Below are 14,320 nucleotides of genomic sequence, written 5' to 3'. Positions count from 1 at the left end.
GACCTGGGTCATCGAGCTGCGCGGCCGGGGGCTCGCCGGGGCCTGCGCGGACTGGAACTTCGACGACCAAGCCGAGCACGACGTGTCGGAAGCCCCGCCCACCGCCTGGACCGTGTACATGCTGCGCTGCCGGGACGGCACGCTCTACACGGGCGCCACCAACAACCTGGAGCGCCGCCTGGCCACGCACGGCCGGGGCAAGGGCGCCGCGTACACGCGGGCCCGGCTGCCGGTGACGCTGGTGTGGAGCGAGCCCGCCCTGGACCGGAGCGCCGCCCTGCGCCGCGAGGCCGCCATCAAGCGGCTGACGCGCGCGGACAAGCTGCGGCTGTTCGCGCGGCGTCCGGGACGGCGTTGACGCTCGTCCCCGGGGCTTGTTGGCGGAATGGGTTCGCTTCAGGACGCGGGATGCGCGCGGCGCGACAGTTGCCGTGGCGTCCGCGGGTGTTTCATCGCCTGCTGATGAAACGGCCGGGGCCTCCGGGTGGGTGTACGGACCGCCGGGGGCCGAATTAGGGTGTGGCCTGTCCTAGCAGGGGGAAGTCCATGTCGCGTTCTCGCTCGTTCATGTTCGCTTTGCTTGCCTTGGGTCTGGGGAGCGTCGGTTGCGGTGCGCCCAATCACCAGCCCGTCATCACCGCCGGACCGCGCCCGTTGGGCTCGCCGTCCACGCCGGGCGGGCTCAAGTTCGAAGAGGGCACCGTCATCCAGCTCCAGCTGGAGGTGACGGACGCGGACAACGACGAGATCTTCTTCCGCTGGACGCAGAACCCCTCGAACGCGGGCGGCGTGTTCAGCGACCCCAGCATCGCCACGCCCACCTGGACCGCGCCGGCGCCGCTGGAGAACCCGAACCAGCCCATCTACCTCTACGTGGAGGTGGAGGACCACAACGGGGGCGTGCTGCTGGGCCAGTCGCCCCCGCTCTTCATCCTGCCGAAGCAGCAGTAGCGCGCCGCGCTTCAGGCGGCGGTGGCCGCGGGCGGCGGAGAGCCCGGACGCTGCTTCGCGCGGCTCCGGGCGCGCACGGCGACGATGATGGCGGCCACCAGTCCCACGCCCGCGCCAATGCCCGCGCCCATCAGCTGCGAGTGCATCAGCGACGCCGTCACGCTGCGCACCACCTCCGGCAGGTTGCACATGGTCTGCGTGGCGAGCGGCGTGCTGTTGTTCCACTCGATGTAGGAGGGAGCGGCCAGCGACGCGATGAAGGTGCCCAGCAGCGTACCGGCCAGGATGAAGATGAGGAACGTCTTGAACGTGGCCATGGTGGGGACCTCCTCGGCGGGTGGGCGGCGGGCCGTCCTTAGTATGCGCACGTCCGCCGCGAAAGGGGCGAAGGCGTGCTAAGGGGGCGGGTGTGCCGCTCCTGCCACTCGCCATCCTGTTCGGGGTCGTCTCGCTCGTGTGCGCGGCCCTCCTGCTGACGCACGCCTTCCGCCGCAGCGTGGGCACGGGCGTCATGGTGCTGCTCATCCCCTGCTACATGCTCGTCTACGCGTTCAGCCAGTTCGAGCACCCGCGCAAGAACCTCATCGTCGCGGGCTTCGTGGCCAGCACCGTGCTGACGGCGGTGTTCCTGGGCATGGGCGTCCACGGCATCGCCGCTGCTGCGGCCCGCATGCCGCCCCCCGGCTTCTAGGCCTCCACGCATGACCGCGAGTCCCACGGGTGCCCGCTGTGGCCAGCATCCGGACGCGGCCGCGGTGGCCCTCTGCGCGCGCTGCGGCGGCTACCTGTGCGGCGCGTGCACGGAGGTGGTGCAGGAGACGGCGTACTGCGCGCCGTGCGCCGAACGGCGCATCCGGAACATGCGCCCCGCGCACACGGTGCGGCTGGCATTGTTCGCCAACGCCGTGGGGTTGCTGTTCCTCGGCGCGCACGTGGTGCGGCTCGCGGGGCCGGTCCACGGGAGGCGGGGCGGAGGCCTGGGGATGCTGCTGGAGCTGGCGTGCACGCTGGCGGTGGCGGTGGCGGGCACCGTCCTCTCCACGCGCAAGCTGCGGCGCCGTGAAGAGGTGGGTGACCGGGGCCTGGCTCTCATGCTGCGCGTCGTGTCCGCGCTGAACCTGCTGGGGCTGCTGGCGTGGGGCGCGCTCGTCGCCTTCTTCGTGCTGTCACTGGGGCGGTGACACGCGGGGCGTCGCGCGTCAGACGCCGCGCTCGTTGGGGTCCCAGAGGTACTTGTGCATCTGGAGCTGGAAGCGCACCGGCAGCCGGTCCTCGATGATCCACTCCGCCAGCTGACGCGGGTGGAGCCTGTCGAAGATGGTGGAGAACAGGACGCTGTAGGGCTTCTTTCCCAACTGGTGCTCATTCACGAGCGCGCGCGCCCACTCGTAGTCCTCGCGTGAGCCGATGACGATCTTCAGCTCGTCGTTGGCGTTCATGGACGTGAGGTTGCGGTAGTCGTTGCGGTCGCACTCGCCGGACGACGGCGTCTTCATGTCCACGATCTTGTGGACGGCCGGGGGCACGAGCCGCACGTCGATGGCGCCGCTCGTCTCCAGCAGCACCTTGAGGCCCGCGTCCAAGAGCGCCTCCATCAGCGGATACACGCCGGGCTGGAGCAGGGGCTCGCCGCCCGTGACCTCCACGGTGGGCGTGTTCCAGGCCAGCGCCTTCTCGACGACCTCGGGGATCTTCATGCGGCTGCCGCCGTGGAAGGCGAACTCGCTGTCGCAGTACGAGCAGCGCAGGTGGCAGCCGGTGAGGCGGATGAAGCCGCACAGCATGCCGGCGTGGGACGACTCACCCTGGAGTGAGAGATAGAGTTCCTTCACCACGACGGAGTCAGCGGTGGGGACGCGGCGGGGCTCGATGTGCGGGCGTGCGGCAGGCATGGCGTGCAGTGCGAAGGGGCGCATCAAGCGCACCCTTGGGGGGAGGGGGTCAAGCCCGGCGGGCCTTCACCCGGTCGATGAAGGTGTCGATGAGGTGGCGCGCGATGCTCAGGCGGGGCGGAATGCGCGGCAGGTCGTCCACGCCGAACCAGCGCGCCTCGGCGATCTCCTTGCCGTCCACGACGACGTCGCCGCCCGCGTACTCGGCCAGGAAGCCCACCATCAGCGAGCGGCCGAAGGGCCACGGCTGGCTGCCGAAGTAGGTGACGTTCTTCAGGTCCACGCCCACCTCCTCCTTCACCTCGCGCAGCACGGTCTCCTCCAGTGACTCGCCGGCGTCCACGAAGCCGGCGACGGTGCTGAAGAAGGGCTCCGGGAAGGACGCGTTGCGCGCGAGCAGCATCTCGTCACCCCGGGTGATGAGGACGATGACGGCCGGAGCGATGCGCGGATAGAACGGCGTGTGGTCCACCGGGCAGCGGCGCGCGCGTTCGCCCGGCACGAGCTGCGTGGCCGCGCCGCACTTGCCGCAGAAGCGGTGGTTCAGGTCCCACTCGGAGATGGAGAGCGCGCGGCCCGCCACGGCGAAGGTCGCCTCGTCCACCTGCTTGTAGAGCGAGCGGGCGGGCACGAACTTCAGCCCCTCCGGCGGCGTGAAGTCCCCGGGCATGGGCGCCGCGTAGCAGTCCGTGTCGTCGAGCATGCCCAGGAAGTGGGCGCTGGCCGCGGACTCCGGCAGGGCCAGGCCCCGGGGAAGGTCGAGGCGGCCATCCTGCTCGGACACGAGCAGGTCCATGCCGCGCACGGCGAACAGGAGGGCGGAGTCGCGCGAGCGGGCGGGCGGTTCGTAGCCGGGCTGGAAGCGTTTGAGGGAGCTCACGGGGCCACCTTAACGGACGGCGCGGCGGGGCGCCGCGCGCTATGCTCCGGCCGCCCGCCACCCCGGGCACTGCCCGCCTGGGAGCCTTCGACCGTGAACGCCCTCATCCTCCGCATCGTCTGCGGCCTGCTCTTCGCCGGAATGGTGTTGGGCGTGGTGACCCATCCCCCGCAGGACCTCACGCAGGGATTGGGGATGATGCTGCCCGCGACGATGCTGCTGGGCGTGGCGCTGAAGGGGCCGAAGGGGCGCTCCACGATTCCGAAGAAGCGCTCGCCTCCGGCTCCGCCGGTGTCCGGGGGAACGCCCAGCGTCTGAAGCCAACGTCAGTAGATGTTCATCAACTCCACGTCGAAGACGAGCACGGCGTTGCTGGGGATGACGGGCGCGGAGCCGCGCGAGCCGTAGCCCAGGTCGGAAGGGATGACGAGCTTGCGCTTGCCGCCCACGCGCATGCCGACGAGCCCCTCTTCCCAGCCCTTGATGACGTCGCCATTGCCCACCACGAAGTCGAAGGGCTTCCCGCGCGAGCGGCTGTTGTCGAACATGGAGCCGTCCGGCAGCCAGCCCGCGTAGTGGACCACCACGTAGCTCTTGTTGACGGCCTCCTTGCCGGTGCCCACGACCAGGTCCTGCGTGTAGAGGCCGGACTCGCTCTTGTTCATCGCGGACAGGTCCACGCCCAGGGACTCGGCGTAGGTCACCTTCGCGGGGTCACCCGAGGTCGATGAAGCGTCATCACCACAGCCGGCCAGGGCCAGCACCGCGCACAACAGGAGGGAACGAAGCATGGCCCGCAGCCTGCCGCGCGCGGGCCCCGTGGGGAAGGGGGGCACGCACGGCCTGCCCGCCCGGACGGTGAAGGACGCGCAGGTCCTGCTTGAAGCGCGTCCATGCGGGGCTTATCCGTTGCGCCGCCCGCCATGCAGACGCCTTCCGATCCCGCACCTTCCGCTTTGCTCCGTCCCTCGCTCGTCTGGCTGATGGCGGTGGCGGGCGCCGTCACCGTCGCGAACCTCTATTACAACCAGCCCCTGCTGGGAGACATTGGAAGGACGCTGGGTGCGGACGGGAGCGCACTGGGCCTGGTGCCCACGCTGACGCAGGTGGGCTACGCGGTGGGCATGTTGTTCCTGGTGCCGCTGGGTGACAGCCTGGAGCGCCGCAAGGTCATCCTCCTGCTGTGCGGCTGCGTGGGCGTGGCGCTGGTGGTCGCGGGGCTCGCTCCCAGCCTGCACGTGCTCGTCGCGGCGAGCTTCGCCATCGGCGTCACCACGGTGGTGCCGCAGATGCTCATCCCGTTCGCGGCGCAGCTCGCGGCACCGTCGGAGCGCGGGCGCGTGGTGGGCACGGTGATGAGCGGGCTGCTCATCGGCATCCTCCTGTCGCGCACGGCGGCGGGCTTCGTGGGCACGCACCTGGGCTGGCGCACCATGTTCTTCGTGGCCGCGGGGCTGATGGTGGTGACGGGCGTCGTGCTGCGCTTCACGTTGCCCTCGGCGCCGCCGGTGGCCGCCATGCCCTATCCGCAGTTGATGCGGTCGCTCATCCACCTGGCCCGCACGGAGCCGGTGCTGCGGCTGCACGCGCTCCTGGGAGGACTGACCTTCGGCGCGTTCAGCGCCTTCTGGGCCACGCTGGCGCTCTACCTGCGCTCCCTGCCCGGGCATTACGACGCACAGGTGGCGGGCCTCTTCGGCGTGGTGGGCGTGGCGGGCGCGGTCATCGCGCCGCTGGTGGGACGCTTCGCGGACAAGGGCGCTGGCCGCCGCATCAACGCGCTGGCCATCGCCGTGCTGCTGGCGTCCTTCGTCGTGCTGTGGCTCTGGGGGCACTCACTGTGGGGCATCGCGCTGGGCGTGGTGCTGCTGGACCTGGGCGCGCAGGCGAATCAGATCGCCAACCAGGCGCGGGTGTATTCGCTGCGGCCTGATGCCCGGAGCCGGCTCAACACCCTCTACATGGTGACGTACTTCGTGGGCGGCGCCGCGGGCGCGTGGGCGGGCATGTCGGCGTGGACGCGCGCGGGCTGGCCGGGCGTGTGCGCCGTGGGCGCGGCGATGTCGCTCACCGCGCTGGTGGCAGTGCTCTGGGGCGCGCGACGCCTGCCGGCGGCCCAGGCCTCCGCGACCTGAGGCCTCAGAGGTCGCGCTGCATGTGCCGGTGGGGAATGCCCACCTCGACGAAGGGCTCGTCGTACACGGCGTAGCCCAGCCGTTCGTAGAAGGGGACGACAGGGGCCCGCGCGTGCAGGTGCACGTGGCGGAACCCTCGCTTGCGCAGCTCGTCCTCCAGCGCGCGCACCAGCTTCGCGCCCAGGCCCTTGCCCTGCAGGGACGGCAGCACCGCCATCTGGAAGAGCCGGCCGCTGTGCGCGTCCTCCGGATTGAAGAGCACGCAGCCCTGCACGACGCCGCCCGCGTGGGTGACCAGGTGGAGGCTCTCGTTCTCGAAGGGGAACTTCACGTCCTCGCGGGCATGGCCCAGGGGCTCGCGCAGCACGCGGAAGCGCAGCTCCAGCTCACCCTCGTAGAGCGGATGGCGGGGGTCGATGAAGTCGAAGCGGAGGTCAGTCATGGCGCGGGAGTCTGTCAGAAGCTGCCGGTGAGCTGGAGGTTGAACGTGCGGCCGTACTGGGGCACGGGGCCCGCGGACACGTCATCGCTCACGACGAAGGCGTAGCGCGAGTCGAGCAGGTTGTTCACGCCCGCGAAGTAGCGCAGCCGGCCGTAGTCGCCGGACACGCCGAAGCCCACGAGCAGCGCCTCCCCGCTGTCCGCGCCGGCGACGCCAGGCACCCGGGCGCTCTGGTAGGTGGCCTGCGTGGCGATGCGCATGTCGCCGTTGCCCACGGGCAGCAGGAATCGCCCGGAGGCCAGGTGCGCGGGCGCGGCCTCCACCACGTCCTGCGAGGCGTTGCGCAGCGTCACGTACGAATAGCTCAGGTCCACCAGCAGCCAGCGGCCCGGCTGCCAGTGCAGCCCGGCCTCCGCGCCCCACGCGAGCGTCTCGCCGGAGTTGTTCGCGTAGACCAGGCACTGGGTGGGCGCGCTCGGGGTGCCGCAAGCGGGCGTGGCCGCGGACTCGGTGGTGAGCGTGACGAGCTGGGAGATGCGGTTGTGATAGCCCGCGACCGTCAGGCGCAGCTCGTTCGTCAGGTCGTGCGAGTGCTCCACCTCGAAGGTGGTGATGGTCTCCGGCGCCAGCTGCCCCGCGGGGCGCTGGGTGAGGAGGTTGTCCCCGTAGAACAGCTCGTAGACGTTGGGGGCGCGGAACGCGCGGCCGATGACGAGCTTGGTGAGGCCCTGCTCATACGGTCGGCCGATGACCGCGAGCCGGGGCGTGAGCGGCAGCGAGTCCAGGTCGGAGTACTTGTCCACGCGGAAGCCCAGGGACAGGCTCAGGCGCGGGTGCAGGCGCCACTCGTCCAGCGCGTACACCGACACGAGCGAGCGCGTCCGCGAGCCCAGCGACGCGGCCACCGCGGGGCCCACGCTCTTCTGGTCCACGCGCAGCTGGGCCTGGCCCTCCACGCCCACGGTGAGGCGGTTGGATTCGGACAGGACCGCCAGCAGGCGCCCCTCGGCGGTGAGCCAGTCCGCGGCGCCGGAGTCGGTGTTCGTCTCCGTGGTGTCGCCGCCGTAGTTCCAGTGGCCCTCGTAGCGGCTCAGGTCCAGCGCGCCGCGCAGGGAGAGGACGAAGCGCTCGGACAGGGGGCGCTCGTACTTCGCCTCGGCGAAGCCGCGCACGTCCTGCACGCGCGTGCCCTGCGCGCCCACCACGGTGCCATAGGGCGCGGTGGGCACGTCCTTGCTGCGCCCGTGCAGCCGGGCCACCAGGGACAGGTTGCCCAGCCGCGCGCGCAGCGAACCGGTGCCGGCCTTCTCTCCGTCCAGGCCGGTGACGATGGGGCCCGGGTCGCCCAGGCGGGTGGTGTCCGCGCCGTGGGACTTCATGCCCGCGAGGCTGAAGAGGACGGAGCGCTGGGGGTCCTCCCACGACGTGGTGGCGTGCACGAGCGTGGAGCCCATCGCGCCCACGGCACCGGTGATTTCCAGCCGCCGGTCCAGGCCCAGCGACTCGCGCGGCACCACGTTGATGACGCCGAAGAACGCGCCCGTGCCGTACAGCGCGCTGCCGGGGCCGCGCACGACTTCGATGCGCTCCACCTCTTCCAGGTCCACGCTGAGGTCATGCGCCGCGTAGCCCTGGCCGGCCCACACGTCGTTCATCGCGTGGCCGTCCCAGAGGATGAGGATGCGCGTGTTGAGGTCGCCCGGCGGCGAGAAGCCGCGCACGCCCAGGTACGTGTACGTCCGGTCGTCGGTGAGGAAGAAGCCGCGCACGCCCGCCAGCGCCTCCGCCAGGGTGCGCCAGCCGAACGCACGCAGCTCCTCCGGCGTGAGCACGGTGGTGGAGGCGGGGGCCTCGTCCACGGACAGCAGGCGCTTGGACGCGGCGCGCACCGGAGGCGGCTCATAGCGCAGGGTGGCGTGGACCTTCACCTCCTGGTCGGGGATGACGGTGACCTTCTGGCGCACGGGGCGCACGTCGCGGCTCTCCACCTCCAGCACGTGCTCGCCCTGCGGGAGGGTGACGACGGTGGGGGTGAAGCCCGCGGGCCGGCCGTCCACGCGCACGGTGGCGCCGTCGTGGTTGGCGGTGACGACGACGCGGCCGCTGGGCGCCGTCTGGGCGGTCAGCGTGACCGCGAGCGGCAGGGCGCCTTCGGCGGGCACGTCGATGACGTACTGGCCGGGCGCGTGGCCGGGCGCGCGCACGTGCAGCACGCGCTGGCCCGGAGACAGGCGCAGCTTCGCGGGGATGCGGCCCAGGACGGGGCCGGTGGGGCTGTCACGGACCTCCGCGCCCTCGGGGGAGCCGGTGATGTCCACCATGCCGGTGATGAGGGCCAGGTCCAGGTCCACGGGCACCTCCCGGCCCCGGACGAGGGTGACGGTGGCCTCGGTGGGGCGGTAGCCGGACTTCTGGACCAGGACCTTGTGGCGGCCCGGCGACAGCGCGAGCGTCTGCGGCGAGCGGCCCCGGCTGCCCAGGTCCGCGCGGTCCACGAAGACCTCCGCGCCGCGGGGGTTGGTGGTGACGCGCACCAGGGCGACCTTGGGGCGCAGCCGCTCCAGCGAGCGGGTGACTTCCGAGGCGTCCTCGGCCGGCAGGTCCTCGCCGAGCAGGTCGTTGTAGTAGCGGTACGCCTCGTTGAACTTGCCCAGCGCCTCGAAGCAGCGCGCGATGTTGAAGAGCACGTTGCGGTTGGGGACCAGCCGGTAGCTGGTGAAGTACGAGCGCAGCGCCTCCGTGTAGTTGCCGTGGGAGTACGCGTCGTTGCCCAGCTCGAAGGCGATGTCCGCCTCGTCCGCGTTGTTGTCCGCGAGCGCGGGACCGGCGGTGAGGAGCCAGAGGGACAGCAGCCAGGGACCGAGGGGGAACGCACGCATGAGGACGCCTGCATTCTTCCCCCGATACGGTGTCAGGTCCATGACACTGGCCAACCCTGACGGGCACCGCACGCCGGGGGTGGGTCAGCGGGCGAGCGCCGCCGCCAGCCGCCGGGCCGCGGCTTCCAGCGTTTCCGGCGAAAGGTGCTCCGCCGGGGCCGCGTCGAAGGCGCCCCGACCCCGGAGGTGGGACGGGGTGTCCGCGAAGCGGGGGACGAGGTGCAGGTGGAAGTGGCGGAGCACGTCGCCAATGGCGAAGGCGTAGACGTGCTCGGCGCCGAGCACCTCGCGCTGGGCGCGCATCACCCGGGCGGCGAACGGCCCCAGCTCCCGCGAGGCCGTTTCGTCCAGGTCATACCAGCCGCGCACGTGCTGGTCGCTGGTGAGCACCACCCAGCCTGGGACGGGGCTGGGGGACGCCACCCCGTGGAGGACGAGCCCGGGAGCCCGCGCGAGCAGGCCACCCGGTGGGTGGACCTCCCCGCGAACGATGGCGCAGCCCAGGCAGGGGTCGTTGACGTCTGACATGGCGAGTCATCCTAGTTCAGGGCGCTTGGCAGCCCTTGGGTAGAATTCACCCCACCTTGACGGCGTGGGCCCGGGTCGGGGAGTGTCCGATTTCCGCCCTTTTGGGAGCAGCTGGGGCGTGAAAATTCCGTCATAAATTCAAGGTGGGGACGATGAAGAAGCATGTGCTGATGGCCGTGTTGCCGCTGCTGGCTTGGGGGTGCGGTGACGCGACTGACGCGGACAACGATGGTGTCGCTGACGGCATCCGTGATCCGAACAACGTGTCGGTGGTGGTGCCTTCCACGCCGAAGGGCACGGTGTCGGGCCAGGTGCTGAGCACGACGCTGCAGCCGATCGCGGACGTCACGGTCGCGATGACGATTGGCAGCCAGCCGACGGGCAAGTCGGCGACGACGGACGCCAGCGGCAACTTCGTGATGACGGACGTACCGGCGGGCGCGCAGGTGCTGCTGACGTTCAGCAAGGGCGGCTACTCGACGCTGCGCGCGACCTCCACGGTGCCGTCGGCCGCGGGCACGGTGCCCATCAACAACGGCAACGCGAGCTTCGGTCCGGTGACGCTGACGCAGCTGAACAGCTCGCTGGCCGTCACCGTGGTGACGCCGCAGGGCCGTCCGGCGGTGGGCGCGAAGGGCGTGCTGGAGGTGGACAAGGCGGGCTCGGTCATCCTGAGCAACTACGACTCCGTCTCCTCCGTGATCAGCAAGGTCTACGTGGAGGCCACGGCGGACGCCAACGGCGTCCTGACCTTCACCGGCATCCCCTCCGGCGTGGAGCTGGCGCGCCTGGGCGGCCAGTTCACCGTCTGGATCGCGCCGATGGACACCAACGGTGACGGGATCTCGGACACGGGCGGTTACACGAAGGTCTACTCGAACAGCGAAATCGTGGGGACGCAGTCCACGACGCTCGCGCAGCTGAAGGACTCGAAGCCCTCGGGCGCGGGTGCGCTGAACATCGAAGGTGGCAACGTGTCCAGCCTGAAGGGCGCCGCGGAGGTGGATCCGCTCCGCAACATGGTGCGTCCGGGCGAGCCCATCTTCGTGTACTTCAACCAGCCGGTGCAGCCGGGCTCGGTGTTCGTCCGCCTGACGGACGAGTACGCGAAGGAGTCCCTGCCGGTGACGGCCTCGGTGAACGTCGGCGGTTACTCGGCGACCATCACCCCGGGCAACGGCATCGTGCAGGAGGGCAAGGAGTACAACATCTTCGTCCGCGCGGTGGCCGCGGAGGGTGGCAGCAACTACAGCCGCACGGGCTTCTTCTTCGGCGGCGACCAGTCCGCGCCGAGGGCGGTGACCATCTCGGAGATCCGGTACCAGGAACTCGATCGGCCGCCGGCGGCCACCGCGACGCAGCTCAACAGTCTTGAAGAAGTGTTCGTGAACTTCAGCGCGCCCATCGCGAAGCAGGTCGGTCAGTCCGTCCAGGTCTTCTTCGCCTCGGACATCGACAACAACGGCACCGTGGGCGGCAACTCCTTCGGTGAGGTCGGCAACTACAGCGGCCAGGGCTTCCCCCTGGAGATCGCTGAGCCGACGAAGCCTGTCCAGACGCGCACGCCGGCTGAACTGCCTGTGTTCGGAATCCAGGCGTCCGGGTACAGCACCCGCTATTTCTTCCGATACACAGGCGCTGTTGCCCTCAACCCGAGCCAGGTTCGTCTCGTCGTTTCGTTCAGCAACCTGGCGCCTGTCCTGGGCACCAACGACGTCTACGAGTCCATCTGGGGCCAGCCGATCAACACGGACCTGGAAGCGACGGGCATTGGCCAGCACCCCGCGCCGACTCCTGCTCCTTGAGCCTGCCTGCGTCAGCCTGACGTAGGTGGTTGAAGCCACCTGGATGCCCCCGTGAAGCCCAGGCTTCGCGGGGGCATCTTCGTTTCAAGGTGTCCTCAGGGAGGGATCCTCCCGTCTTGAATGGAGACCTGGCTCAGCGTCGCTGGACGCGCAACATCCCGTAGATGCATACGGAGCGAGTCCACTTCCGGATGGACCTCTTCTTGCTCAGTCGCGGCCTCATGAAAAACCTCAGCACCATTCTGTTGGCGATGCTGCTCATGCCTGCAGCATGCATCCAGATTCCCGACATCGCGGCGCCACCCGACGAGCCTGACTGCAGTGACGCGGGCGAGGAGCCTATTGGCGTCCAATGGGTGTCACCCAAGGAGGGAGCACAGGTTGGAAGCATCGCGAGGCTCCAGGTTCGACTGACAGGCGCCACACCGGAGAACGTGGACCTGTTGGTGGATGGCACAGCGGTCGCGACCCTGAAGGACCCCTTCGCCCTGGATTGGGAGACCCAGTCCGTCTCGGAGGGTCCGCATGCGTTCGTCGTCCGCGCGCGCCGGTGTGGGCAGGAATCCTTGAGCACCCAGCGTCAGGTGGTGGTGGACCGGACGAAGCCAACGCTGATCGCGCAGACGCCCCAGGACGGTGCACAGTGGGTGTCCGTATACCAGACCGTTCGAGCGGAGCTGTCCGAGCCCGTGATGGCGGACAGCGTGAACGACAGCACGGTCCGACTGCTGGCGGGACAGAGTGAGGTCTCCGCGGAGGTTTCGTTGTCTCAGGATGGCCGCGTCCTGACGCTTCAACCGCTTGAGCCACTGCCCGTGAGCGAAGTGATGCGGGTGGTGTTCGATCCGAGCGTGGCGGATGCCGCGGGCAACCCCGTGGCGATGCCTTCCCAGGGATGGTCATGGCGGGTTCCTGCCTTCCTTCCCCTGGGAGGCACCCAGACCCCTCGGCCCCGCGTGGGTTCCTTTTCGTTCCAGGTGGAGCGCGGGGGAATTCCGCTGGTGGCTCGGTTGGGAACGGGGTCGTCCGGCGTCCAGGTCGAACGATGGAATGGCATCGCCTGGCAAGCACTGGGGGCTCCGCTCCAAGGAAGCGCCGAAGACCCCCAGGCAACAGAGTGCGTTCTGCACCTCGATTCGTCGGACACCCCGTACGTGGCTTGGGTCCAACCCAAGCTTGATGGAAGCGTGGCGATCCATGTCCGGCGGTGGTCCGGTAGTGCCTGGACTGACTTGGGGGCGCCCGTCATTCCTGCCTTGTCGCAAGCCAGTGTGACTGACTTGCGAATGCAGGTGGAAACCTTTGGGGGTATCCCTGTCATTGCTTTCAAGGAATGGAATGCTTCGGAAATCCGAGTCAGTATCGTCCGCTTGCAGGCGGGGGAGTGGAGAGCGAGGGCCGCGCCTGGTTCTCAATCAGTCACGAACCTTGCTTCGCTGCACTTTGAACTGAGTCAATGGGAAGACCAGTTCTTGGCCTGGAGCCAGATAAGTCCCTCATTGCCTGGATGGTGGGCTCGCGTAGTTCAATTGTCCGGGGGGAGTGAGTTCGGTTACGAACCTCCATCCAAACAATCCGCCTCAACCATGTTGGCGATGACCGTGAACCGTAGTGGCACCGTCGCGGTCGCCAGTCCGGTCACGGTCAATGGCAGCCAGTCTGTCCTTGTACAGCAGAAGTCAACGGGGGGGTGGGAGCGCGTGGGAGACACCTACGACCGCGTCCCGGGAAGGACTGACGCTTCCGCTACCGCTCTCAAGTTCGACGCTCAGGGCCGGTTGATCATGCTGCTCGAAGAACCCGAGTCCGAAGCTTCATCCTCCGTGCGAAGCCTGTTCGTCCAACGATGGAACACGGATCACTGGGAGCCGATCGGAGGCGCGCTGCGCGCCAATGCCGGTGCCACGGCGGTGAGCCAATCCCAGATCGGAACGGACAAGGACGGGCGCATCTTCCTCGCCTGGACCGAAGTCGATGAGCAGGACGCCACCCAGCCCCGGCTCCAGGTCTTCCGCCCCAACGATTGAGTCCGTTGCACCGGGGGGCTCTGCCAGAGCCCCCACCCCCAGTCCCTCCGCCCACCTACACTGTCGTCCTCTGTGTCCCTGTCGCTTGGCGGACAACGAACCTACCCTGGGATCCGTCCAGGGAAATCTTGCGAGAACGGGCGCTTTTCGGTGGACGTGTTTAGATTCGCTCCGCCCCTCCCCTGCATGCGAGGCCTCTGCTCCATGAAGAACGCGGTCCTGACATCTCCAGAGGGTGAGCCAACCGCGAGCGGTGGGCCCGCTCCCGTGAACTCCGCCAAGCAACGCGTCCTCGTCGTCGACGACTTCGACGACGCCCGCGAGATGTACGCCGAATACCTGGAATTCTGCGGGTTTGAGGTGGACACCGCGAAGAACGGCCTGGAGGCCGTGGAGAAGGCCCAGGAGGGGGAGCCGGACATCATCCTCATGGACCTCTCCCTCCCCGTCATGGATGGCTGGGAGGCGACGCGGCGCATCAAGCAGGACACCCGCACCCGCGACATCCCTGTGATGGCCCTCACCGGCCACGTGCTCGCCGGCAACGCCGAGCACGCCCGGTCCGTGGGGGCTGACGAGTTCGTCGCCAAGCCCTGCCTGCCCCAGGACCTGGAGAACAAGATCCGGAACATGCTCAAACCCAGCAAGGCGAAGCCCCGCTCGGGTCAGGAGTAACCCCAGGCTCCGCTCCGCAGTGTCCATGGGTGGACACTCGGGTGCGGCACCCTGCGCCGGGACGGGCTCCCGCAGGCCCCCCGGTTGACCCACGGACGCGGGAAAC

At 69.3% G+C, this 14,320-nt stretch carries 16 protein-coding genes; 9 read left to right on the top strand and 7 right to left on the bottom strand.

Features of this window, described 5'->3' with window-relative positions; genetic code table 11:
- Positions 1–118 precede the first annotated feature (118 nt).
- Together D7V80_RS21280 and D7V80_RS21275 are read left to right on the top strand one after the other, a co-directional pair.
- On the top strand, positions 119–358 hold the full coding sequence (locus D7V80_RS21280; protein ID WP_120589891.1) for a GIY-YIG nuclease family protein: 240 nt from the start codon (positions 119–121) through the stop codon (positions 356–358).
- Between the two features lie 188 nt (positions 359–546).
- Entirely contained in the window at positions 547–951 is a 405-nt protein-coding gene (locus D7V80_RS21275; RefSeq protein WP_147447167.1) for a hypothetical protein, read from the top strand.
- A gap of 11 nt (positions 952–962) precedes the next feature.
- Here the strand turns inward: D7V80_RS21275 and D7V80_RS21270 are convergent, their stop codons facing one another.
- A complete protein-coding gene (locus D7V80_RS21270; protein WP_120589884.1) occupies positions 963–1,268 on the bottom strand; it encodes a hypothetical protein in 306 nt (101 codons plus the stop codon).
- A gap of 92 nt (positions 1,269–1,360) precedes the next feature.
- Here D7V80_RS21270 and D7V80_RS21265 point away from each other — a divergent pair, with 92 nt between their 5' ends.
- Both D7V80_RS21265 and D7V80_RS21260 read left to right on the top strand, forming a co-directional pair.
- Positions 1,361–1,642 (top strand): hypothetical protein, encoded by a 282-nt coding sequence (locus tag D7V80_RS21265; protein ID WP_014393299.1) that lies wholly within the window; start codon positions 1,361–1,363, stop codon positions 1,640–1,642.
- A 10-nt stretch (positions 1,643–1,652) separates the two neighbouring features.
- Positions 1,653–2,132, top strand: coding sequence for a hypothetical protein (locus D7V80_RS21260; protein ID WP_147447166.1), 480 nt, complete (start codon positions 1,653–1,655; stop codon positions 2,130–2,132).
- A gap of 18 nt (positions 2,133–2,150) precedes the next feature.
- Here D7V80_RS21260 and D7V80_RS21255 read toward each other — a convergent pair whose 3' ends face one another.
- Together D7V80_RS21255 and nudC are read right to left on the bottom strand one after the other, a co-directional pair.
- Positions 2,151–2,843 carry a radical SAM protein gene (locus D7V80_RS21255; protein ID WP_120589890.1) on the bottom strand — a complete coding sequence of 231 codons (693 nt, stop codon included), beginning with the start codon at positions 2,841–2,843 and terminating at the stop codon, positions 2,151–2,153.
- A 49-nt stretch (positions 2,844–2,892) separates the two neighbouring features.
- On the bottom strand, positions 2,893–3,723 hold the full coding sequence (gene nudC, locus D7V80_RS21250; protein WP_120589882.1) for an NAD(+) diphosphatase: 831 nt from the start codon (positions 3,721–3,723) through the stop codon (positions 2,893–2,895).
- Positions 3,724–3,816: 93 nt separating this feature from the next.
- On the opposite strand from nudC, the gene D7V80_RS21245 reads away from it, so the two are divergent.
- Positions 3,817–4,041, top strand: coding sequence for a hypothetical protein (locus tag D7V80_RS21245; protein ID WP_120589881.1), 225 nt, complete (start codon positions 3,817–3,819; stop codon positions 4,039–4,041).
- Positions 4,042–4,049: 8 nt separating this feature from the next.
- Here the strand turns inward: D7V80_RS21245 and D7V80_RS21240 are convergent, their stop codons facing one another.
- Entirely contained in the window at positions 4,050–4,514 is a 465-nt protein-coding gene (locus D7V80_RS21240; protein ID WP_199738778.1) for an FKBP-type peptidyl-prolyl cis-trans isomerase, read from the bottom strand.
- Positions 4,515–4,646: 132 nt separating this feature from the next.
- On the opposite strand from D7V80_RS21240, the gene D7V80_RS21235 reads away from it, so the two are divergent.
- Positions 4,647–5,858 (top strand): MFS transporter, encoded by a 1,212-nt coding sequence (locus D7V80_RS21235; RefSeq protein WP_120589889.1) that lies wholly within the window; start codon positions 4,647–4,649, stop codon positions 5,856–5,858.
- 4 nt (positions 5,859–5,862) lie between these two features.
- On the opposite strand, the gene D7V80_RS21230 is transcribed toward D7V80_RS21235, so the two are convergent.
- The 3 genes from D7V80_RS21230 to D7V80_RS21220 all read right to left on the bottom strand — a co-directional run bounded on the left by D7V80_RS21230 (position 5,863) and on the right by D7V80_RS21220 (position 9,707).
- Positions 5,863–6,300, bottom strand: a complete 438-nt coding sequence (locus tag D7V80_RS21230; RefSeq protein ID WP_120589879.1) for a GNAT family N-acetyltransferase — start codon at positions 6,298–6,300, stop codon at positions 5,863–5,865.
- Positions 6,301–6,314: 14 nt separating this feature from the next.
- A complete protein-coding gene (locus tag D7V80_RS21225) occupies positions 6,315–9,179 on the bottom strand; it encodes a TonB-dependent receptor domain-containing protein (RefSeq protein WP_120589878.1) in 2,865 nt (954 codons plus the stop codon).
- An 84-nt stretch (positions 9,180–9,263) separates the two neighbouring features.
- Entirely contained in the window at positions 9,264–9,707 is a 444-nt protein-coding gene (locus tag D7V80_RS21220) for an HIT family protein (RefSeq protein ID WP_120589877.1), read from the bottom strand.
- Between the two features lie 152 nt (positions 9,708–9,859).
- Between D7V80_RS21220 and D7V80_RS21215 the strand changes: the two genes are divergently transcribed.
- The 3 genes from D7V80_RS21215 (at position 9,860) to D7V80_RS21205 (ending at position 14,214) form a co-directional block, all read left to right on the top strand.
- Positions 9,860–11,512 (top strand): carboxypeptidase-like regulatory domain-containing protein, encoded by a 1,653-nt coding sequence (locus D7V80_RS21215; RefSeq protein WP_120589876.1) that lies wholly within the window; start codon positions 9,860–9,862, stop codon positions 11,510–11,512.
- A 191-nt stretch (positions 11,513–11,703) separates the two neighbouring features.
- Positions 11,704–13,539 carry an Ig-like domain-containing protein gene (locus tag D7V80_RS21210; RefSeq protein WP_158616674.1) on the top strand — a complete coding sequence of 612 codons (1,836 nt, stop codon included), beginning with the start codon at positions 11,704–11,706 and terminating at the stop codon, positions 13,537–13,539.
- Positions 13,540–13,743: 204 nt separating this feature from the next.
- Complete coding sequence (locus D7V80_RS21205; protein WP_120589888.1) at positions 13,744–14,214, top strand: response regulator; 471 nt, start codon at positions 13,744–13,746, stop codon at positions 14,212–14,214.
- Positions 14,215–14,320 lie beyond the last annotated feature (106 nt).

The organism is Corallococcus sp. CA054B, from assembly GCF_003611625.1.
Lineage (GTDB): Bacteria > Myxococcota > Myxococcia > Myxococcales > Myxococcaceae > Corallococcus > Corallococcus coralloides.
Note: the sequence above shows the minus strand (reverse complement) of the source record. Positions and strands in the feature narration are given on the sequence as shown.